Here is a 21,254-nt window from a genome sequence, read left to right on the forward strand (position 1 = left end):
TAATAATCAACGACATCAAAGCAAGAGAGAAGCCCATGAATCGGATCAACCCAAAGAAGCTATTTCGTAGCAAATGGACAGCCGTTAGCCCTGTGAAGAAAGAAAAGCACTTCATGGTCACAGAAGTCGAGTTTGATGAAGGGGAGGTAGTGCGCTGCATGATAGAGGCGGTAATGACCAAACGAGAAGAAGACATCAATTGGCGAGAGCTTACTAATAATCAAAATTGGCTTCCAGGCTGGAAATAAAGCTGGAAACCTTGTGATTCAAATCTGTTGTTAATGACGAGCTGGCGTTTATCGGGTACTCGACGCTCGCCCTTGCCAGTATTTGAGCCCTTCTAACACACCCTCAGCGTGTGTTGCTGTGCTGGTGTACACATTGTCTCTGTCGGATAAGTGAGCAACTTCAGGATAATGGTTGGCGACCAATATCGAGTTTATGCCCTCAATGGTGAGCATTGAGGTGTCGTTGGCTGAGTCACCTGCGACACACACTTCCGCAATGCTTAAATCGTGTTGTTCGAGTAAGTGGTGAATCGCAGTCGCCTTGTTAACGCCTTTTGGTGTGATGTCTAAGTACCAATCATGAGAGTAAGTAAGGTGAACATCCAACCCGTGCATCTCCAAGCTAGATTCGATCAGTTCGTGTTGAGGCTCTGAAAGCTTACCTTCAAAGGTGATCTTGTAGTCGCCTTGATGGTTTTCTATGCGCTCACCCATAAAATCAAGTGATGCGAGAGCCGTTTCTACCTTTGATTTGTTCCAAGAAGCCTTCAGTTGGTTATGCCACACATGGTCTGGTTTTTGGGAATGAACATGATGAATTTTCGTGCCCACATCGCTAATAATACTGTGTGGCTTCGGGTAGTTATCCGATTCCAAACCCACTCGAATCGAAGGTAATGTTCTTCCCGTCGCGATGATAAAGCGAATGTCAGGTTGTTCAGTTAGGTAGTCAAATAACTGATTTACGCCATGAGATGAGCCCCCATCAAGCGTACCGTCAAAGTCACACACCAACATTTTTATCATTCGAATTCCTTGTCTTTTTCTCTATTTCGTCACGGGAAAATGTTTATTTCTTTTATAAAGAGTGGCTCAGCAATGAATACTCTACAAGTTGAAATCCAGCTTAGGTAATCACCAATTGAGAGTTTGCAGCAAGTATCACAGTTGGTGTGATGTATTAAAATTCTTGGTTGAAAAGGTTGATTTCGACTCGCTGGCTTTAGCCTGTTGACCTTTGGTTTTTAGGTAGAGGTTTAGAGTCGATTTTATCTTTGTTACCGAGCGAACTTTCGCTTGTTAAACGTCATTAAATCTTAATAAATAGTTTGTATTCGAATTATTTGTACACGAACTAATTGTGGCTTTTCTTGGTTTATCCAGCCTATTAACTAGTCAAATGTAAAATTAATATTCAATAATCTATGGGTAAGTAATACATAATATTGGTCGTATGCCTTTTTAATTTATACCTTTTATTATCAGTACCTTGTTGTGGTTATGCTTGTTTTTTGTACTTGTATTTGTTGGTCTGATTGCTGGTTATCTCCTTGCTTTACCGAACGGAGCTCCTTGATTTACAATTGGTAATTACTTAGAGTGCTAATTGTTTTTCGGGTTTAAATAACCATTTTTAAGTTTAAATAACTGAGAAAGGATTAAATTACATGGATCCCATACTGGAAGTTAAGGGACTGTACAAGGTGTTTGGTGAAGACACTGACCGTGCTTTTACAATGATTAATGAAGGCGCGAACAAAGATAAAATTTTCGAAGAAACAGGTTTAACGATCGGCGTTAACGATGTTTCTCTTAGCATTCAAGAAGGCGAGATTTTCGTCATAATGGGACTGTCAGGATCTGGCAAATCAACCCTAGTACGCCTTCTTAACCGCTTGATTGAACCTACCAAAGGCAATGTGCTTCTTCGAGGCAAAGACATTGCCCACATCTCAGAAGATGAACTCCGCGAAGTCCGCCGCAACAACATCTCAATGGTTTTCCAAAACTTCGCATTGATGCCTCACATGACAGTAATTGAAAACGCTGCGTTTGGTCTTGAGCTAGCAGGTGTTGAAGTTGAACAACGAAAGCAATCAGCATTTGAGGCGTTAGAGCGAGTAGGTCTTGGCGCGTATTCAGAATCTTACCCAGATGAATTGTCTGGTGGTATGAAGCAGCGTGTAGGTTTGGCTCGCGCTTTAGCTTGCGACCCCGATATTCTGTTAATGGACGAAGCGTTCTCTGCACTCGATCCACTGATTCGTACCGAAATGCAAGACGAGTTAATCCGACTTCAAAATGACGATAAACGAACGATTGTTTTTATTTCGCATGATTTGGATGAAGCGATGCGTATCGGTGACCGAATCGCGATTATGCAAAATGGCGAAGTGGTTCAAGTGGGTACTCCTGACGAGATCTTAAATAACCCAGCTAACGACTACGTTGAAGCCTTTTTCCGTGGTGTGAATGTAGCAAGTGTTCTTACTGTGAAAGACATTGCACGCAAGAAGCCAGCTGCGGTATTTAAGAAATCTGAACACGATGGTCCAGCCTCCGCTCTGCAAATCTTAATGGATAACGACCGTGAATACGGCATCGTGGTTGAAAAGAGCAGTCGTTACTCAGGCATTGTTTCTATCGATTCCCTTCGCAAAGCCCACAAAGAGAACAAATCATTGGTTAGCGCTCAGCTAGATGATGGTTTAACTCTGAATCCAGATTTATCAATCAATGATGTGCTTGGCCTTGTTGGCGGTGTGCCTTATTCCGTTCCCGTTGTGGACGAGCAAGGTAATTACTTTGGCGTGGTGACTAAGTCACGACTGCTACAAACATTAGATAAGGGATAGATCATGTCGTCGGAACAAACAAATAATGACCCATGGTCGCAAGCAGCTCCCTCTACTCAGCCAGCAAGTGATCCTTGGGGCCAAACAACGGAAACTGCGCCATCTGCGGATTGGTTAAGCAGCGAAACCGTAGAAACCATTCCTTTTGATCCACTTAATCCTTTTGCAGAAGCCGTTCTGCCTGTTGATACTTGGGTTGAGTCTGGATTGAATTGGCTCGTTGAACACGGACGACCATTGTTTCAAGCGATCCGTGTGCCTATCGATTTTATTCTAAGTTCATTTGAAACGGCGTTGGTGTCTACGCCAGCACCATTCATGTTGATCATCTTGTTTCTAGTGGCGTGGCAGTTTTCAAACTTGAAGCTTGGCGTTGCAACGGCCGTATCTTTGACATTCATTGGTCTGATTGGTGCTTGGTCTGAAGCAATGACCACGCTTTCATTGGTGATGACATCGGTCTTCTTTTGTCTATTGATTGGTTTACCCATGGGGATATGGCTCGCCCGAAGTAACACGGCGGCTAAATTCGTTCGTCCCATTCTGGATGCAATGCAAACCACACCAGCTTTCGTTTATCTCGTACCAATCGTAATGCTGTTTGGTATCGGTAACGTTCCGGGTGTCGTGGTGACTATCATATTCGCACTTCCTCCTGTTGTACGTTTGACTATCTTGGGTATTCAGCAAGTACCGGAAGAGTTGATCGAAGCGGGCCACTCATTCGGTGCGAGTAAAAAGCAGATGCTTTATAGAATTCAATTGCCACTAGCACTGCCAACCATCATGGCGGGCGTAAACCAAACACTGATGTTGTCGCTATCTATGGTGGTTATCGCATCAATGATTGCGGTAGGTGGTCTAGGTCAAATGGTACTGAGAGGTATCGGCCGTTTAGATATGGGACTGGCCGCTGTTGGTGGTTTAGGTATCGTTATCTTAGCCATCTTATTAGATCGCATCACTCAAGTATTGGGTGTCAACGCTGGTAATACAAAATTACGCTGGTATCGCATGGGGCCTATTTCCATTGTACTGAACGTACTTAATCGCGGTAACAAATCAGAACTTCAATTAAGGAAAAACACCAATGAATAATTCATGGAAGAGTAAACTCGCAGTAAGCATCGTTTCGACATTAGCTGTATCGACTAACGTGTGGGCAGCAAGCCTACCGGGTGAGGGCGTATCAGTTCAGCCTGTTCAATCGTCTGTAGCGGAAGAGACGTTCCAAACATTGATCGTTAACCGTGCTTTAGAAGAACTTGGTTATGACGTGAAATCTACTCAAGAAGTGGATTACAACGTAGGTTACACCTCTATCGCAAAAGGTGACGCAACGTTCCTAACGGTAGGTTGGTTCCCACTTCATGCTGACAAATACACAATGGCAGGTGGCGATGACAAATTCTACCGTGAAGGCCAATATGTAAGTGGTGCCGCTCAAGGTTACCTGATTGATAAGAAAACGGCTGAAAAGTACAACATTACTAACATTGGTCAGCTGACGGATCCGAAAATCGCGAAGCTGTTTGATGCAGACGGTGATGGCAAAGCAGACCTAACAGGCTGTAACCCAGGCTGGGGTTGTGAGATGGTGATTGAACATCAACTTTCTGCATTCAAACTGGACGATACGGTGACTCATAACCAAGGTAACTACGCTGCAATCATTGCAGACACGATTTCTCGTTACCAAAAAGGTGAATCAATCCTTTACTACACGTGGACACCTTACTGGGTAAGTGGCGTATTGGTGCCTAACGAAGATGTAGTTTGGTTAGAAGTACCTTTCTCAGCACTTCCTGGCGAGCGTTCGAACGTGGATACGACGTTGTCTAACGGCAAAAACTACGGCTTCGAAATGAACTCAATGCGCATTATTGCGAACAAAGAGTTTGCTAAGAACAACCCATCAGCAGCGAAGCTTTTCGAAATCATCAAACTTAACATTAATGATGTAAGTGCTCAGAACATGATGATGAGTAAAGGCAAGAACAGCTCTGCGGATATCGAAGCGCACGTAAACGGTTGGATCAAAGCGAACCAAAGCACGTTCGATGGTTGGATTACAGAAGCGAAGAAAGCGGCACTGTAACTTTGACTTGTATTTGCTTTGTCTTACCAGACATTTTAATTTGAAATGATGAGCGGGTTGAGTGACTGTGTAGAGTCACTGAATCACCTTCAAATTAAGTGAAAAGCGACAAAAGTGAACATTAATAAGCCAGCAATCCAATTTGGGTTGCTGGCTTTTTTTCTGTTTCGATTCTGATCTTTGAGTATCTAGCTTTTAATTATAGCTCTAGCGTTCGCCTTGAACTTCGAAGTCGTCGCTTACTAGGCGAGCGCAACCATCCGCTTCAAGTGCCCAGTGTTCACGATGTACAACACCAAACGCTTTGTTCATTGTCCAACTAGCGGTAAGAATGTATCCGCCTTCTGGGTGCTCTTCCCATTTAACGTCTGTGTAATCGACGTCTTTGAAGCCTTGGTCAATGATGTTTTGCCAAAATGCTTGAATCGCTTCACGGCCTTCAAAAGTGCCGAATGGGCGAGCTTCCATCACACAAGCCTCAGTGTATTGGTCTGCACAACCTTTTGCATCTTGGCTGTTGAATGCTTTTTGCCATGCGTTAATGCCTTGCTTACATGCTTCTAATACTTGATTGTTTAACATTGCTTTCTCTCCATAGCAGTCTTCTTTCAAACACTGTTTCTTTGATTAGGTCTTTCGATAAGTTGGATTCAGTTTAGTCTTGGAAATTGAAATGAAAAACAGAGATAATAGAAAATACTGTATGTAAAAAGAGAACAATAAGATGAGTAAGCTAAAGCAGATGTCGATTTTCGCTCATATCGTAGAGCAGGGCTCAGTATCGGCTGCGGCTGAAAAATTAGAGTTGTCTAAATCTGTCGTCAGTCAGCACCTAAAAATTCTGGAACAAGAGCTAGGCGCTTCGCTTCTTAAGCGCACAACACGAAGACAAACTCTGACAAGCATGGGTGAGCGCTTTTATTTGAGTTGCAAAGACATCAACGTGATTGCTGACTCGGCGTGGGATTTGGCGAAAGCTGAACTGGAAGAGCCCCAAGGTCGGATTCGTATTACAGCTCCCAATGCACTAATGGATTTGCTGGTTGCGCCTGTTATTGCCGACCTAATGAAGCAGTACCCCAAGTTAAAGCCTGAGTTGATCAGTGATGATCAACATTTAGATTTCATGGAACACGATATTGATCTTGCGGTAAGAGTGGGCAGCTCGCGTGACAGCAACCTTAAGCAGAAACGGTTAGGCGAGTTTAAAGACGTGTTGTGTGGCATAGAAAGCATGCGAGAACGCGAACTTGAATCGCTTCCTTACATCGCCAACTCTTGGCAAGGAAAACAAGTGACTCATCACTTTAGTTCTCGAGGTGAACAAGACTTTGTCTATCAACAACAAGCCAGTTGTACCACTAACTCATTTCATAGTTGCCTTGCCTTAATCAAATCAGGCGTTGGTATTGGTGTGATCCCAGACTTCTACCTTTCTCAGTTATCGAATGAGGTTGTCGACATAATGCCAAGCTACCAACTACCGACTAACACGGTTTATGCGCTAAACCCGTTCGCTTCTAACACGCCTATCGCCATCAAGCTATGTATTCAAGCGTTAGAAGATAAGCTTAAACAGGATTTCATTAAAAGCTGATCGCCGGACGTTGTCGTGCTGTGTGAGAGTAACAAAAGGGGCTAACAACAAAGCGTAAAAACTTCGAGTTATATAGACGCCTTATTAGATGATGTGTTTGGTATAAGAATGGTACATGTCACATAGTTATTTATTTGTAATATAATAATTCATGATCGTGATGTTTGTTCAACTTGTCGTACAAATATTGTCCTATAGTGATTTCCGTTACTTCGGTAACACCCTACAAACTATGGAATAAACAATATACGTGAAATATATCATGGAGACTTGTATGATTTTTAACCCTTGCAACTTTAAGTTTTGCAAACCACTGTCGTGCTCAATTCTTTTGGCGATGGCTTCTTGTGGAGTATCGGCTGAAACATTGAACATCCAATCTGCATCAGACTGGGGTGGAGCTCATAACTCTTACCCGGCATCAAATGCGATTGATGGCAGCACTGACTGGTCATCGCGTTGGGCGGCTCAAAATGCCCCTGTTAATTTAGTGCTCGATCTAGGATCAGTACAAAATGTTCAAGACGTCGCGATAGCTTGGGGTAAAGGAGAAGAACAAACTTATAAGTTCGAGATCAGAGCATTAGCAGATGAAAGCTCAAGCAGCTGGGACAAGGTTTACTATGGATACAGCAGTGGCAGCACATCAGGTTTTGAAAGCTATGACGTAACAGATGTTCAAGCTCGCTGGATTCGTATCAAAGTATTTGAAAACAGCGCGGAAAGTGTTTGGACAAACATTACTGAAGTCGAAATCAGTGGTAATGACAGCCCTGACTACGGTCTTGATCCAAATCTACCGCCATCAGGCAACTTTGACTTACTCGATTGGTATGTAAGCATCCCTGTTGATGAAGGAGATGGTTACGCAACTTCTATTAAAGAGAACGCGCTTGATGCTGGTTATGAAGATCAGTTCTTCTATACAGGCAGTGATGGCGGCTTGGTGTTCTATACACCAGTTGAAGGCGTGACCACATCGAGTGGAACTAAGTATGTGCGTACGGAACTGCGAGAAATGCTGCGTCGTGGTGACACTTCTTACTCTACCTCAGGTAAAGATAACAACTGGGCATTTTCGTCTATTCCATCGAGTGAACAGGCTGACTTTGGTGGTATTGACGGTACGTTGAATGCAACGCTGGCCATCAACCATGTGACGACCACGACCTCAAACACAGAGCAAGTTGGTCGAATCGTGATCGGTCAGATCCACGCTGAGAAAAACGAGCCGATTCGCCTGTACTACCATAAATTGCCAGGGAACGACAAAGGCGCGATCTACTTTGCTCATGAAACCTCGAAATCGACTGGCGGCGAGGAAACTTGGCATAACTTGTTAGGTAACATGGTCACTTCTGACGGTGACTTGAATAACACCAGCAACCCAAGTGATGGCATTGCATTAGATGAAACCTTCTCGTACTCCATTGTTGTCGAAGGCGACAAATTGATCACGACGATTAGCCAGAATGGTTCAGAGCTAGCGGCAAAAGAAGTGAATATGAGTAACAGCGGTTATGACGATGCTGATAACTACATGTACTTTAAAGCAGGTATCTACTTGCAAGATAACTCAAGTGCTGACAGTGATTATGCGCAAGTGACTTTCTACCAGTTAGAGAATAACCACAACTAGGCTTTGTTTAGCCAGTAACGAAACTTGTGAATACTTAACGTGGAGGTGGCCATTCGGTCATCTCCTTTTTGTCTTTCCACCTCTCATTTCTAATATATCGCGTCCCTTTCATAGGGTGCAGATTGGCAAAAAATCCAACCCTTACTTATATTTACCTAGAGTGTCTAGTTGCTTATTAACATCAAAGGGAACGTCTTTGCCTGAACGCTTTACTAAGTCATGTCACGAGTGCGGACTGGTTAGTCAGTTCGAAGAGTTGTCTGCGGGCAGCGAAGCGTCTTGTCCAAGATGCTCTCATACCTTGTCGAGTGTCGGGCATCACAAAGAGCAGGGTGTGATGGCTTATGCGGTCGCCAGTCTTATTACGTTGATAATGAGCCTCACTTTTCCTTACATGTCGTTCAGTGTTCAAGGGATTAGCCAACAAATTACTTTGTATCAAGCTGTCGATGTGATGAATCGAATGGACAACAGCCTGATCGCAATCTTACTTTTTTTAGCCGTCATTCTTTTACCTGCGTACTTTTTAGTTTTGTCTCTCTGGTTCTATCTGCTTGTTGACCGAAATAAACATGTTCATTACGCATCCAATCGCTTTACGTTTTTGGCTTTGAAGTCATTAAGTTGGGTGAAGCCATGGTTGATGGTCGATGTGTTTTTAATTGGTGTGTTGGTGAGCTTGATTAAGATCGCGTCTTTGGCTGATGTATCCATGGGCCTGTCGTTCTGGGCGTTTTGCATTTACGCCATGCTGGTGGTGAAGACGATATCTTTGGTGGACTTTGATTGGTTATGGGATCGCTTAGTACCAACGAAAACCTCGCAAGATCAAATGGTAGGCAGCATCTTTCAAAATAAGCAGCATCTAGCCTGTCACATCTGCGGACAAGTACACAGCTACAGTGAGAGCACTCATCACTGCTCACGTTGCCACACGCACTTACATCGCTTTGAACCAATCAAAAACCTGCAGATAGCGTGGGCGCTGTTGTTTACCTCTGTCGTTTTCTATATTCCAGCAAACCTATATCCAATGATGTATACGTCTGCGTTCGGGACGAGTGAAGGTTCCACCATAATGGAAGGGGTAACCTTACTTTGGAATATGGGTTCATACCCCGTGGCACTTATCATTCTTATCGCGAGTGTTTTCATCCCGATGGCAAAGATGTTTGCCTTGGCTTACCTGTACTGGAATGCCAAAAGGGTACATGGGCTTACGGAGCAAAAGGCGAACCGCTACCTTAAAGTTTATCGCGTTACTGAATTTATTGGCCGTTGGTCGATGATAGATATTTTCGTCGTCGCGATCTTGGTTGCCTTGGTTCAACTCGATGGTGTTATGGCTATTTATCCTGGGCCAGCGGCACTGTCATTCGCGTCGGTTGTTATCTTTACGATGTTGTCGGCGATGATTTTCGATTCTCGGATTATATGGAAGTAATCTCCCCAAAGAGGTGTGGGACATATGGAAAAGCAAACTACTTCAGATGCGAAAGTATCAAAAAAAAGCGAACTATCTCCGGTCTGGATTGTGCCGATTATTGCGGTACTGGTGGGGTGTTGGATGCTGTTCCAGTATTTCAACAATCGTGGACCTGAGATCACCCTGATTTTGCCAGATGCTTCTGGGATTGAAGCAGGAAAAACGGCGATCAAATCAAAGAACGTGCACGTTGGAACCATCACTGAAGTTGCGTTAAGTGAAGATTATGAATACATCATCGCCAAAGCTCAAATAGACAAGAAAGCCTCTCGTATGATCAATACAGAGACTCAATTCTGGGTGGTTGAGCCACACATAGGTACTGATGGAATTAGTGGGTTAGAAACCATTTTATCTGGCTCATACATCGAGTTGAAGCCAGGAAAATCCAGTGAATCTCAATTGAAGTTCGATGTGTTAGACACACCTCCCGTCGCAGGACCAGACACTAAAGGTATTCGTGTGGTGTTATCGCACCATAAAGCAAATCAGCTGAGCGTTGGTGAACCTGTATTGCATCATGGTTTTGTTGTTGGACGTGTCGAAAAAACAAGCTTCGATTACGAGAATAAAGTAGGTAAATACCAACTGTTTATCTTTGCTCCTTATGACGGGCTGATCTTCGAGAAAACTCAGTTTTGGTTGTCCTCTGGGATTGATGTGAAGTTTGGTGCGAATGGCCTCGATGTTAACTTCGCGTCGATAGAAAGCATAATAACGGGCGGCGTTAGTTTTGATGTGGCAGAGAGCATCAAGCCGGGGCTGCAGATCAAAGAGAACTTACAAGAATATACACTTTACGATAATTACGACTCAGTTTTGCAAGGAAAATACACCACTTCTATTGATTACGTATTGTTGTTTGAAGAATCGGTTCGAGGTCTAAAGAAGGGCGCGCCTGTCGAGTATCGTGGCGTTCGAATTGGTACAGTGGATACAGTGCCGTTGCAGATTCGGATGGATAAAGATGGCAAAGTCTCGAACCGCATTCCCATCTTAATCAAGCTGGAAATAGAACGGGTTTCAGAAGTCTTTAAGGCTGTGAATGCTGAAAGTTTTGCCAAACGAGTCGACCTTCAAATGGGAGAGGGTTTAAGGGCGACTTTGAAGACGGGCAACTTGCTCACAGGCGCATTGTTTGTTGATATAAACTTCTATGAAGACGAAGACCCTTACGAGCCAAGAGAGTTTGATGGTTATCCTGTATTCCCTGTTGTGGCTGGTGGCCTGACCGAGATTCAAAAGCAGATCACAGACTTCTTAACCAAGATTAACGAGTTACCATTAGACGCAACGGTGGCTAACTTAAATGGCTCACTTGCCTCATTAGACAGCACCTTAAAGAGTATGGATGAACTGCTGGATAGCGAGGGCGCAAAAGCGTTACCAAAGGATCTCAGTGAAACCATGAAGCAACTTGAAGCGACATTAGAGAGCTACGACGATGATTCAGATGCCTACAAACAATTGCTCAGTGCATCGGAAGAGTTAGAACATGTGTTAAAAGAGCTTCGCCCGCTGATTAAAGTGCTGAACGATAAACCGAATGCGTTAGTGTTCGGTAGCGAAGTAGAAGAAGACCCGATTCCAGTTAAGGGAGTGGAATAATGAGAAAGCTATTGATATCACTGGTTATATCGGTCGGGCTCTTCGGATGTGCGACTCCTACGGATGGCACTAATGCCTATCTTTTGCCGGAAAGTACGCTAGATAAACCCATCTTTAAGGTAAAAACTCGAGTAGAGCTACCGGATTACCTCGACACAATAGGGATTGCGTATCGCAAGTCTGAAAATGAATTAGTCTCTGCGCGCAAACATGTATGGGCGGAAAATCTGGAGGGGCTACTTGAAGAAAGGGTCAACAGTTCAAATGCTCCGGGTGCTGTAGATAAAGAGCTGACGATTACCTTTGAGCAGTTCAATGGCTCTTATACTGGCAATGCTGAAGTGAAAGGAACTTGGGTGCTAAGTGAACAAGGTGAAGAGCTTGCACGTGCTGATTTCGATTCAAAGGTACCGTTGAAGGAAGCAGGTTATGAAGCACTTGTTGAGGCGTTAGGTGAAGGGTTAGATGAGGTGTTATCTGAGATTCAGACGCAATTGCCGTAGGTGTTTTGGTAACCAATTAACTCACAAGCTAGTACAGGCTAGCACGTGATTAAGTCAATTGGTTTCCAAGATTGATCCAAAGCATTAGATTTAAAATAATACGTTAAATAACGAGTTCGTTGTGTTGTCCAATTTTAACTTCAAACATAGATTAACCGAGGGTTGGCAGATAGCGCACTTTAAGAATGGCGTGAAAAACAGGCAATAAGCACAATTTTACAATTGTATTTGCTTAATGAAGAGAGCTGATGCTTGACCACACCTTAGGTTGATTGCCATTGCCTGCTTTACGTTAACGTTTGAGGTGATAAATCCTACTCGTTTAAAACCGAAATCGATTCGACGTTAGAGGAGGAATCAAATCGAACGTTGACCAACACACTTTCACGTTCGAAAGTCACATCATCAAAGTCAGTCGTTGCGATCTTAAATCCATTTCTTGCGAATAAACTCGTCACCGTTGTTCGTTGTTTCTGTTCCATTGCGCATGTCAGTAGTTCGTTCATTTTGATCTCCTTTAAGTAACCGTGTGCATAGTGTAAGCGTACAGATTCTACATTATGAGATCAATTGCTTAATAGATAAGCTGTGTTGATATGTTTAATTGAATGATTTTGGTATTTGAAACTCGAATGGATAAGAGGCGAAGGGATTATGCTACCTATGATAAGTAGAGCGTTATGTGACCACAGTTCAGCATTCCTTGAACATGAAAGTTGTCGTAAAAATCGGGTTGAAATAAGTGGTTACAAAGCAAGGGGAATCATGCCCGCTGCTTAGTTTGTTCGGTCGGTTATTGCAATTATTATTGGATTACATCCAGCTTAAATAAAGTACGCCGATTTATAATGGGTAAACTCATTAATAAGCCCTCTCTTTATCTATATTCCGCATGTTAATTGATGTTGTTATAATTATTATTAATTATATAGGCTTGATTTTAACATTATTTTGATTTATAAAATAAGCCTTCGTTCATTAACTTCATGATTATATTAGTTTTTACTAACCTTTAATAACATGGAGAAAGGCGATGAAAAAGAATCAAACACGTAGTAGGTTAGCGAATTTAGTGCGACTTCGCAGGTCATACAAAGCATCAGATTTTCAGGTGAGCTCTAACGAACTTCGAGTTAAGAAAGATGTGTATAGTTTACGTAAAATCAAACAGTTAGAAATTCGTCAATTGGGTCTTAAAGAAAACGCAATCAATATTGTTTCGTTGGCTTTAGTCCTCTCGGCTGCGACTTGGGCATTTGTTCCTCAGTTCGGTTTACCGATGCTCGCACTGACTTTTATCTTGGCGTTCGTTACATGGCGAAGATATGAGTTGCGTGCAGAGTTTAAAGGAGCCGATGAAACTGGCGACCATTGGGTTTCCGTGGCACGTGGTTGTACTCGAGAAGAGTTCAAAGTGTTGAAAAACGTTGAATTGGCTTTACGTGATCAGGTGTCTTAATGGCTAGATCGGTTAGTGCTTGGGGTCTTATAACCGTTAAGCTTCCATAATCAATAAGGCTCGTCATTGCATGGCGAGCTTTTTGTTTTAGTCTGTTGTCTTATTGAACGTTATAACGCGTTCAATTCGAAGTTTTTGTTCAGTGATCTTTAAATTTAGAACGAGCGTATTTCTCCCAGATTATAAAGGAAGAGTATGCATGATGTTATCTAAAGAGAATGAATCAAGAGTTATTGAAATGGCGTGGGAAGACCGAACGCCATTTGAGGCAATAGAGCACCAATTTGGTTTGAATGAATCGCAAGTGATTCGTTTTATGCGTAGCCATCTCAAGCTTGGCAGTTTTAAGCTGTGGCGCTCACGTGTTTCTGGGCGCTCGACCAAGCATGTAAAACTGCGCAGTTCGGACGTTTCGAGAGGTTATTGTCCGACTCAGTACAAGCATCGTTAAAAGAGGGGATACCCAACCATTATCCCAAATCAACACTTAGATGCGGGGATACCACCTCCAATTCTGCATATGACACTTTAAATCTCAATTGACCTCAACCAAGTTTGCTGAAAAACGCTCATAATTAATAATTTTGGGCGTTTTCGTATGTGATAGGAAAAGGTCAATAGCTCTCCCGAATCTGTGACTTATGAGCCCCCCCGTTAACGGTGATTAACGAGTCCCCAATACAACGAGAGGATTATGAGTTTTCCTGAATTTTTTTAATTGCTTTAGCAGAATCAAGTACAGTTTCTGAAAACGGGCGAGGCGTCCAATCAAATAGCTCTAGTGCTTGGCTATTGTCTGCTCGAACATTCATGCCTAGTAAACCCACCATACCTTTTGCTTCATTATCAAAAAGAGACATAAAGCGTAACAATAGGTTTGGTGCGATGCGTGAGCTTGGGCCTTTGTAACCATGTTCTTTGAGTATTTTTGGAATTTCTGCAAGACGAGTTGCCTCTGAATGAGACGCAATAATGCGCTGACCTGAAGCCTTAGCGGTAATCATTGCTTGTACATGGATGTTTGCCACATCTCGAACATCGACCATAGGCATAGTCACATCGGCGATCATTGGTATTTTTCCACGTAGCATCTGATCAATCATTGTCATTGATTGCCCAGTAATATCATCACCTAATACAGGCCCAAATACTGCACCAGGATTAACCGTTACAAGCTCCATTGTAGAGTGTTGCTTTTCCATAAATTGCCATGCTGCTTGTTCTGCTAGCGTTTTGCTTTTTGCGTAGGTGCCAATGTCTTTAGAGCGGGTATCTGCCCAATCATCAGGGCCGAATGTGCCACTCTTCATTGTTGCCATCATTGTCATGGTAGAGCTTGTTAATACCACTCTCTTAACTCCCGCCTTTTTCGCTGCACGTAACGCTCGAAGTGAGCCGTCGACAGCAGGCTTGATCATATCATCTTCATGTTTTGGCTCTGCAGCTGCATACGGTGAGGCAACGTGCATAACATAGTCACACCCCTTTGCGGCGTTATCCCATCCTTTATCTGACGTGAGGTCTAGCTCAATGAATGACAATTCACTGACATCTGCGGATGCTTTCTCTAATGTATTTTTAATGTTCTCCGCTTTTTTTAGACTACGAATAGAGCCACGAACGTGAAAACCTTGATCTAAAAGTTGTTTTGCAATGTGGAGGCCAATAAAGCCTGATATACCAGTAAGTAAGACGATTTGTTTTGCCATAGATAGATACCTTTGAAGTGTCTTGTTTAATTAAGTACTGGGTGGTATATTATTTGTGGAATAGTTAACTGTCAACAATAAAATACCAGTTGGTACTAAAATATGAATGAAGAAAAAAAGGCATCTCGTGGTCGTCCCAAAAAATTCGACCGTAATCATGTGTTAGAGATTGCACAGCAAAGCTATTGGAAACTCGGTATCAATCAGGTATCGATAAATGAATTGTGTAAACTGGCAAACGTATCCAAACCGAGTATCTATCGTGAATTTGGTGGGGAAGATGGCTTGATGTGTGCGGTGCTAGAGCACTACGAGAGTACGGTACTCAGTCCAATGCTCGACCTTTTAAGTAAGGAGGCTCCGTTTAATGAGGTTCTCCAGGATCTTGCCTTCTATAGCACAAGTGAGGTTCAAGACTCTGACATGCCGAAAGGCTGCCTCTTCACAAATATGAAGGAGTTACGTTTGTGTTTAGGCGAAGATACAGTGGAGCAAATTAATCGAACTTATGACGATGTAATAAAGGTATTTGAACAGTGGATCAATGGGGCAAAAGAGAAGGTTGAATTTAAGGCCGCTGATATGGATAGTCGGTTTGCCGCAATCTACATTTATTCTCAAATCAGCTTTGCGCAATCTCAGATGATGAAAGGCGAAGCAAGTGAAGATGTTCGGGCTATATTACAGGTTGCTCTCTCCATGTTTTGATGGAGAGTTACCCATCTAACCTATGTTGATTGCCATTCAATGCTGCTTACAACATAGTGCTGCTTACAACTGAGCGCTTAGTGCGATTCAAGAGTGCAGAAATGTCATTCAGGCTGTAAAAGAAGCGGGCGTAAAACACATGGTTAAGCACTTGGACTTGAAAACAAGTTTAGATAACTGGCTATCATAGGTATTAGGGGGAATGATCTATAGGTTTACTCAAGGTGACGACGGCTTAACTAGCAATTGTTGAAGAAGTGACGGGCGGTAAGCCTCGTAACTTGCTCAAGAACTTTCTCTCTCTATTGAAACGGCTAACACGACTAAATCATGTGTGACTATTAAATTATGCAAGATCTTATTCGTTTTCCCATATTTCGCAGCTTTAACACCAATAAGCTAATAGTCTTTGATCTATTACCTCTAACGCGAACGGCTATTCATCGTCATTAAATTGTCATTGTTTCCTTATGAAAGTGAAATATAAATAATTTACGATTCACCTCAGTTGCACAGCTGTGCAAAATTGAAGAGGTGGACTTTTGAACGCGGTAATACAAAGCTTAAAACAAGAATTTAGCATTCAATCAATTCGATACCGATTGCAGCTTATTGCACAGACCCCAACCAGTATTATGGGTTTTCTGCTATTGGTCATCTTCGGCTATTTTATTGCTGTGCCTGTGCTGTCTTTATTGTTCGATGCTGTGCAAGTGCAATTTGGCGATGAACGTAGAATTGGTCATTTAACAGGAGAGTGGACCGATTACTATTTAGTTCGAACGTTGTTGTCACCTATTTCAGAATCGCTTTTTTGGCTGCCATTAAGTCACACATTACGCGTTAGTCTAGGCGTAATCGTAATATCGTTAAGTCTAGGAAGTGTTTTGGCTTGGCTGGTGAGCCGTAGTGATATGTTTGGAAAAAAGTGGTTTGCAACTGCGCTTATTGTTCCTTACATGTTGCCAGCATGGACGTTCGCTATGGCCTGGTCCACGATATTTAGAAATCGTACCACGGGCGGTCAACAAGGTTGGTTAGAAAATTTAGGCATAACAACGCCTGACTGGTTAGCTTATGGTGAACTGCCAATCATTGTCATACTTTCATTAAATTACATTCCATTTGTCATTTTACTCCTCGGTAACGCACTGCGTTCATTTGACTCACAACTTGAGGATTCAGCGCGAATACTAGGCGCTAAGCCAAGAACTATTACCTTTAAGATCATCGTTCCTTTAATGATGCCAGCGCTTATGTCAGCGAGTGTACTTATATTTGCTAAGGTATTGGGTGAATTTGGTGTGTCTTACATACTCGGTCTACCTGTTAATTATGAAGTGTTATCAACGTCATTGTATCGAAGCATTGAATCGCGACAAACCGGCGTAGCGGCAGTATTGGCAGGGGCTATCATGTTCTTTGGTGTTGTATCACTGCTGATAGACGCTTTACTCCTTAAAGAAGCAAAACGCTTTGTGACGGTTGGTAGTAAGGGCGTTATGCATAAGTCTAGTCCACTTGGTCAGTGGCGATTACCTGCAACCTTATTGTCAGCCACGGTATTTTTAGGTTCAGTAGCAGTCCCGCTGACGGTACTCGCGCTTTCTACTGTGATGAGAATTCCAGGTGATTTTTCATTCTCTAATTTTACTTTTGATTATTGGATTGGTTCTGGCCTTTCAACGATTGCTGAGAGCAGCGGCATTTTACTTAGCTCAAATTTATGGAGCGCAGTGTGGAATACATTGTGGATCGTAAGTATTGCTTCTATTTGTTCAGGGGTACTAGGTTTGTTAGTGGGTTATGTCGTCGTACGTAGCCCAATTAAAGTGCTAAGTACCGCGTTACGTCATATCACTTTCTTTCCATATTTGGTGCCTGGAATTGCTTTTGCTGCGGCTTACCTCTCTTTATTTGCAGTGGAAAGAGGTCCCATGCCAGCACTATACGGCACTGTCACCTTGCTTATTTTAGCGCTAATTGCCGATGAGATGCCTTACGCTTCGCGTGCCGGTATATCGGCAATGATGCAGCTGGGTAAAGACCCTGAAGAAGCGGCGCAAATGGCCGGAGCAGGGTGGATGACGAGAATGCGTCACATTGTTTTGCCTATTCAAAAAGGGTCATTGGTCACAGGGATACTGTTGCCTTTTATCTCTGGTATCAATGGGTTAAGCCTGTTCATTATTTTGGCCGTACCATCGACAGATGTACTTACTACCTATGCATTAAGACTTATTGATTACAACTACACCCAAGCCGCTAATGCGGTGGTACTCATTATTTGTTTTATCGCCTTTATTGGCACTTATTTTACTCAAAAACTCACTAAAACCAATCTTGCAGAAGGACTAGGAAGCTAATGCCAAATATCCACTTAAACCAAGTTTGTAAACAATTTGAACGTGGGGCAGGACAGGCTGTTAATCAATTAGATCTATCGATTAATGAAGGCGAGTTCATGTGTATCCTTGGCCCTTCTGGCTGCGGAAAAACGACAACATTAAGAATGATCGCGGGCTTAGAAAATGTATCTTCTGGAAAGATAGTGCTAGGCGATACCATTGTTGACTCTAAAGAGGATGGCGTATTCCTGCCCTCAGAAAAGCGCAAGCTGGGTTTAGTTTTTCAAAGCTATGCACTTTGGCCTCACATGACAGTGGAAAAAAATATCGAATTTGGCCTCAAATTACGAAAGTTTGATAAAAAAAAGCGTCTGGATATTATTCAGTCTGTAATGGAAACATTGAGCATTGAAAAATATCGTTCTCGTTATCCGTCACAACTTTCAGGAGGCCAGCAACAACGAGTGGCGTTAGCGAGGATGTTGGCGGTTCAACCAGATATCCTGTTGATGGATGAACCGTTATCAAATCTAGATGCTCGACTTAGACTTGAAATGCGTACTGAATTAAAACGTATTCACTCTACTTACAATACAACCATCGTTTTCGTCACACACGATCAATGGGAAGCAATGGCGCTCGCTACCAAAATAGCAGTAATGAAAGATGGTGAGTTGCAACAAGTGGGTACCCCAAACGATATTTATGATCGTCCTGCAAATCGATTTGTTGCAGAGTTTGTTGGTACACCGCCAATCAATATTGTGGAGTTAGACCAACCATCACTATGCAGTGAATTCATTAGACATTATTTAGAGAACCACCTCGGGAATATAGAAACAAACTGTTCTGTCGGTATTCGTCCAGAACGAATTAAGATCGTTGATTCCGAACATGCGCAAGATAGTAAGGTACTTAACTTAAAAGCTCGACTCGAAAGTATTTTACCGACAGGTGGCAGTTGGATTCTCGAACTTACCATCGCCGATCATAAGATACATATTAATACGCAAACTCCAACTACTTATGTGGAGGGCGACATCATGAACCTGTCTATTTCTCCTCAAGATATTCTTTTGTTTAATGCTGATGGTTTGCGAATTGACTGGCCTTCCATAAGCAATCATCAAGTACATACCCCTGAACCTAATACTAATGACGAACTAGGACTCATATTGTGAAAATGAACACTTTTAAAACCACAGTATTTTCAATCTCGTTGGCGGCGGCATTTGCCCCTACAGCATTGCTTGCGTCGACAGAAGATGACAAAAACTTAGAACGGTTAATTACGGCAGCTCAAAATGAAGCACCAATAACCGTTTATGCTCCTTCAGGAAAGATCGTTCAGACAGCTGAAAATTTCACTAAAAAATACGGGATTCAAGCGGTAGGTACTAAGGTAAGCAGTTCTGCTCAAGTTGAAATGATGATACGTGAATATCGAGCGAATAATGTTCGTGGAGATGTGATTATAACTGGAGATGCTTCAGCAACAGTTGCTCAATTGCTTCCAATGGATGTGGTTGAGTCATGGGTTTCACCAACTCTTGCAAACGACATTGCCGATTATGCAAAAGACCCTTTGGTGGTTTTTGGCGACCCTGCTGTTTGGACCTACAATACCGAAGTTCATTCTGAATGCCCTGTGAATAATATTTGGGCTCTAACCGATTCACAATGGAATAGAAAAGTCGCAATACCTGATCCTTTGAATAAAGCGAGCTTTCTTGATTGGTTTAACCAACTCGAGATGCATCATGACAAGGCTATCGCAGAAGCTTACCAAGAATACTTTGGAAAGCCATTGGATATAAGCAAAGAGTCGGCAACGGTCAGTTGGGTAAAAGCACTCGCCAAAAACTCCCCTTTACCAACAGACTCTGATTCTGCAGCAGGTGATACCGTAGGTGCTCCTGGCCAAACCGACACGTTTGTCGGATTTATGTCTACCGCTAAATACCGTGACGTGGCTCAGGGTAAAGTTCACCTTGGCATTTGTGACACTATGTCTCCGTTTGTTGGGTGGTCAACTCCTGGTTATGGGGTCGTATCAACCAAGACTCAAAGTCCTAATGCCGCGAAACTATTTCTGCATTTTCTTATGACTGAAGAAGGCATTAGCAACCAAACCGTTGATGGAAAAATGTCAGGAAATCAATCTATACCGGTAAATCCGAACGAAGCATCGGGCGTTCAAAACGTTTATTCACATGTACTGCAATACAATGCGACGACAGGCATGGATGACTTTGATAACCGACAGGATTGGGCCGATATTTGGCGTATTAATTTCACTCGATAATTGAGTGCTTAAATAACTTGCTCTAGCGAATAGCGAAATGAATAGGTGGCTAAGTTAAAGCTTAGTCCACCATTTAATAAGGGTTTACATGCAACAAGCAGTAGAAACACACATCAACAATGAAACAGGCGCTGATTTGAGTCAGCGACTACAAGTTGCGATCGAAATAATAAAAGAAGCGGGCAAGCTGGCTCGACAAGCTTTTATAACAATGACGCCGGATAAAATTGGATATAAAGGGCCACAGGATTTTCTTACGGAGACTGATCTTGCTGTTGAACTACTGATCCGTGAACGTTTAATGGCTGCTTTTCCCAATGATTCTGTTTACGGAGAAGAAACCGGTGGTGAGATCGGTTCAAATACGTGGATTTTAGACCCCATTGACGGTACAGCAAATTTCGCCAGAGGCATTCCACACTTTTGTATTGTAATAGCTTATGTATGTGACAACGACACAAAGTTGGGGCTGATATTCGATCCTATACATGATGAGTTGTTCACAGCAGAAAAAGGAAAAGGCTCGAACTTCAATGGCTGTTCTTTACAAGTAGCCCAAACGAATTCGTTTGATGAAGCAAGCTTTGAACTTGGGTGGAATCAACGTTCAAGCGAAGAAAACTATTTCTCTGTACATAAGAAGCTGTGTCATTTAGGCGCTAATGTCCGACGAAGTGCTTCTGGCGCCCTCGCGTTGGCTTATGTCGCCAAAGGAAGAACCGATGGTTATGTGGAGTTGCATATGAACCCATGGGATTGCTTAGCTGGACTATTGCTGGTTAAAGAGTCTGGTGGCGTAGTTAACAATTACACGCAAATGACCGATTGGCATGAAGGAGGTCCGGTTTTTGCTGTTATCCCTTCATTGGCAGAAGCTGTTGCCGAAAAAGTATCAATTGAAATAGAGCAATGTGCTTAATCTTTTTAAGGA

The 21,254-nt window shown here is 42.7% G+C and carries 20 protein-coding genes; 16 read left to right on the plus strand and 4 right to left on the minus strand.

Annotated elements, in window-relative coordinates; translation table 11 throughout:
- Positions 1 to 35: 35 nt before the first annotated feature.
- Positions 36 to 248, plus strand: a complete 213-nt coding sequence (locus tag ITG09_06615) for a TIGR02450 family Trp-rich protein (protein UPR53295.1) — start codon at positions 36 to 38, stop codon at positions 246 to 248.
- A 48-nt stretch (positions 249 to 296) separates the two neighbouring features.
- Here the strand turns inward: ITG09_06615 and ITG09_06620 are convergent, their stop codons facing one another.
- The gene (locus ITG09_06620; GenBank protein ID UPR53296.1) at positions 297 to 1,034 is read right to left on the minus strand and encodes an HAD-IIB family hydrolase; all 738 of its coding nucleotides are present in this window, start codon (positions 1,032 to 1,034) and stop codon (positions 297 to 299) included.
- A gap of 641 nt (positions 1,035 to 1,675) precedes the next feature.
- Between ITG09_06620 and proV the strand changes: the two genes are divergently transcribed.
- The 3 genes from proV to proX are packed head-to-tail and all read left to right on the plus strand — an operon-like array spanning position 1,676 to position 4,961.
- Positions 1,676 to 2,863 (plus strand): glycine betaine/L-proline ABC transporter ATP-binding protein ProV, encoded by a 1,188-nt coding sequence (gene proV / locus ITG09_06625; GenBank protein ID UPR53297.1) that lies wholly within the window; start codon positions 1,676 to 1,678, stop codon positions 2,861 to 2,863.
- A 3-nt stretch (positions 2,864 to 2,866) separates the two neighbouring features.
- Entirely contained in the window at positions 2,867 to 3,961 is a 1,095-nt protein-coding gene (gene proW / locus ITG09_06630; GenBank protein UPR53298.1) for a glycine betaine/L-proline ABC transporter permease ProW, read from the plus strand.
- Positions 3,954 to 4,961, plus strand: a complete 1,008-nt coding sequence (gene proX, locus ITG09_06635) for a glycine betaine/L-proline ABC transporter substrate-binding protein ProX (GenBank protein ID UPR53299.1) — start codon at positions 3,954 to 3,956, stop codon at positions 4,959 to 4,961. Before proW ends, proX begins: the two co-directional genes overlap by 8 nt.
- Positions 4,962 to 5,168: 207 nt before the next feature.
- Here the strand turns inward: proX and ITG09_06640 are convergent, their stop codons facing one another.
- Entirely contained in the window at positions 5,169 to 5,543 is a 375-nt protein-coding gene (locus tag ITG09_06640) for a nuclear transport factor 2 family protein (GenBank protein ID UPR53300.1), read from the minus strand.
- A gap of 142 nt (positions 5,544 to 5,685) precedes the next feature.
- On the opposite strand from ITG09_06640, the gene ITG09_06645 reads away from it, so the two are divergent.
- The 5 genes from ITG09_06645 to ITG09_06665 all read left to right on the plus strand — a co-directional run bounded on the left by ITG09_06645 (position 5,686) and on the right by ITG09_06665 (position 11,794).
- Positions 5,686 to 6,558 carry a LysR family transcriptional regulator gene (locus ITG09_06645; protein UPR53301.1) on the plus strand — a complete coding sequence of 291 codons (873 nt, stop codon included), beginning with the start codon at positions 5,686 to 5,688 and terminating at the stop codon, positions 6,556 to 6,558.
- A gap of 274 nt (positions 6,559 to 6,832) precedes the next feature.
- Positions 6,833 to 8,197 (plus strand): polysaccharide lyase family 7 protein, encoded by a 1,365-nt coding sequence (locus ITG09_06650; GenBank protein ID UPR53302.1) that lies wholly within the window; start codon positions 6,833 to 6,835, stop codon positions 8,195 to 8,197.
- A gap of 196 nt (positions 8,198 to 8,393) precedes the next feature.
- Positions 8,394 to 9,641: a paraquat-inducible protein A gene (locus ITG09_06655; protein UPR53303.1), complete on the plus strand. Its 1,248-nt coding sequence runs from the start codon at positions 8,394 to 8,396 to the stop codon at positions 9,639 to 9,641.
- Positions 9,642 to 9,665: 24 nt separating this feature from the next.
- Positions 9,666 to 11,291, plus strand: coding sequence for an intermembrane transport protein PqiB (gene pqiB / locus ITG09_06660; protein UPR53304.1), 1,626 nt, complete (start codon positions 9,666 to 9,668; stop codon positions 11,289 to 11,291).
- Positions 11,291 to 11,794: a membrane integrity-associated transporter subunit PqiC gene (locus tag ITG09_06665; protein UPR53305.1), complete on the plus strand. Its 504-nt coding sequence runs from the start codon at positions 11,291 to 11,293 to the stop codon at positions 11,792 to 11,794. Before pqiB ends, ITG09_06665 begins: the two co-directional genes overlap by 1 nt.
- A gap of 314 nt (positions 11,795 to 12,108) precedes the next feature.
- Here ITG09_06665 and ITG09_06670 read toward each other — a convergent pair whose 3' ends face one another.
- Positions 12,109 to 12,300: a hypothetical protein gene (locus ITG09_06670; GenBank protein ID UPR53306.1), complete on the minus strand. Its 192-nt coding sequence runs from the start codon at positions 12,298 to 12,300 to the stop codon at positions 12,109 to 12,111.
- Between the two features lie 527 nt (positions 12,301 to 12,827).
- On the opposite strand from ITG09_06670, the gene ITG09_06675 reads away from it, so the two are divergent.
- Entirely contained in the window at positions 12,828 to 13,253 is a 426-nt protein-coding gene (locus ITG09_06675; GenBank protein UPR53307.1) for a hypothetical protein, read from the plus strand.
- Positions 13,254 to 13,452: 199 nt separating this feature from the next.
- Positions 13,453 to 13,704, plus strand: a complete 252-nt coding sequence (locus ITG09_06680; protein UPR53308.1) for a TIGR03643 family protein — start codon at positions 13,453 to 13,455, stop codon at positions 13,702 to 13,704.
- Between the two features lie 241 nt (positions 13,705 to 13,945).
- On the opposite strand, the gene ITG09_06685 is transcribed toward ITG09_06680, so the two are convergent.
- On the minus strand, positions 13,946 to 14,962 hold the full coding sequence (locus ITG09_06685) for an aldehyde reductase (GenBank protein ID UPR53309.1): 1,017 nt from the start codon (positions 14,960 to 14,962) through the stop codon (positions 13,946 to 13,948).
- A gap of 102 nt (positions 14,963 to 15,064) precedes the next feature.
- On the opposite strand from ITG09_06685, the gene ITG09_06690 reads away from it, so the two are divergent.
- From ITG09_06690 to ITG09_06710, 5 genes are all read left to right on the plus strand, one after another.
- A complete protein-coding gene (locus tag ITG09_06690; protein UPR53310.1) occupies positions 15,065 to 15,670 on the plus strand; it encodes a TetR/AcrR family transcriptional regulator in 606 nt (201 codons plus the stop codon).
- Between the two features lie 635 nt (positions 15,671 to 16,305).
- Positions 16,306 to 18,036 (plus strand): iron ABC transporter permease, encoded by a 1,731-nt coding sequence (locus ITG09_06695; GenBank protein ID UPR53594.1) that lies wholly within the window; start codon positions 16,306 to 16,308, stop codon positions 18,034 to 18,036.
- The gene (locus ITG09_06700; GenBank protein UPR53311.1) at positions 18,036 to 19,199 is read left to right on the plus strand and encodes an ABC transporter ATP-binding protein; all 1,164 of its coding nucleotides are present in this window, start codon (positions 18,036 to 18,038) and stop codon (positions 19,197 to 19,199) included. The genes ITG09_06695 and ITG09_06700 overlap by 1 nt, the downstream gene beginning before the upstream one ends.
- Before the next feature lie 2 nt (positions 19,200 to 19,201).
- Positions 19,202 to 20,323, plus strand: a complete 1,122-nt coding sequence (locus tag ITG09_06705) for an ABC transporter substrate-binding protein (protein UPR53595.1) — start codon at positions 19,202 to 19,204, stop codon at positions 20,321 to 20,323.
- An 88-nt stretch (positions 20,324 to 20,411) separates the two neighbouring features.
- Positions 20,412 to 21,242, plus strand: a complete 831-nt coding sequence (locus ITG09_06710) for an inositol monophosphatase (GenBank protein ID UPR53312.1) — start codon at positions 20,412 to 20,414, stop codon at positions 21,240 to 21,242.
- The last annotated feature ends 12 nt before the right edge of the window (positions 21,243 to 21,254 follow it).

Source organism: Vibrio cyclitrophicus (assembly GCA_023206055.1).
GTDB classification, from domain to species: domain Bacteria; phylum Pseudomonadota; class Gammaproteobacteria; order Enterobacterales; family Vibrionaceae; genus Vibrio; species Vibrio cyclitrophicus_A.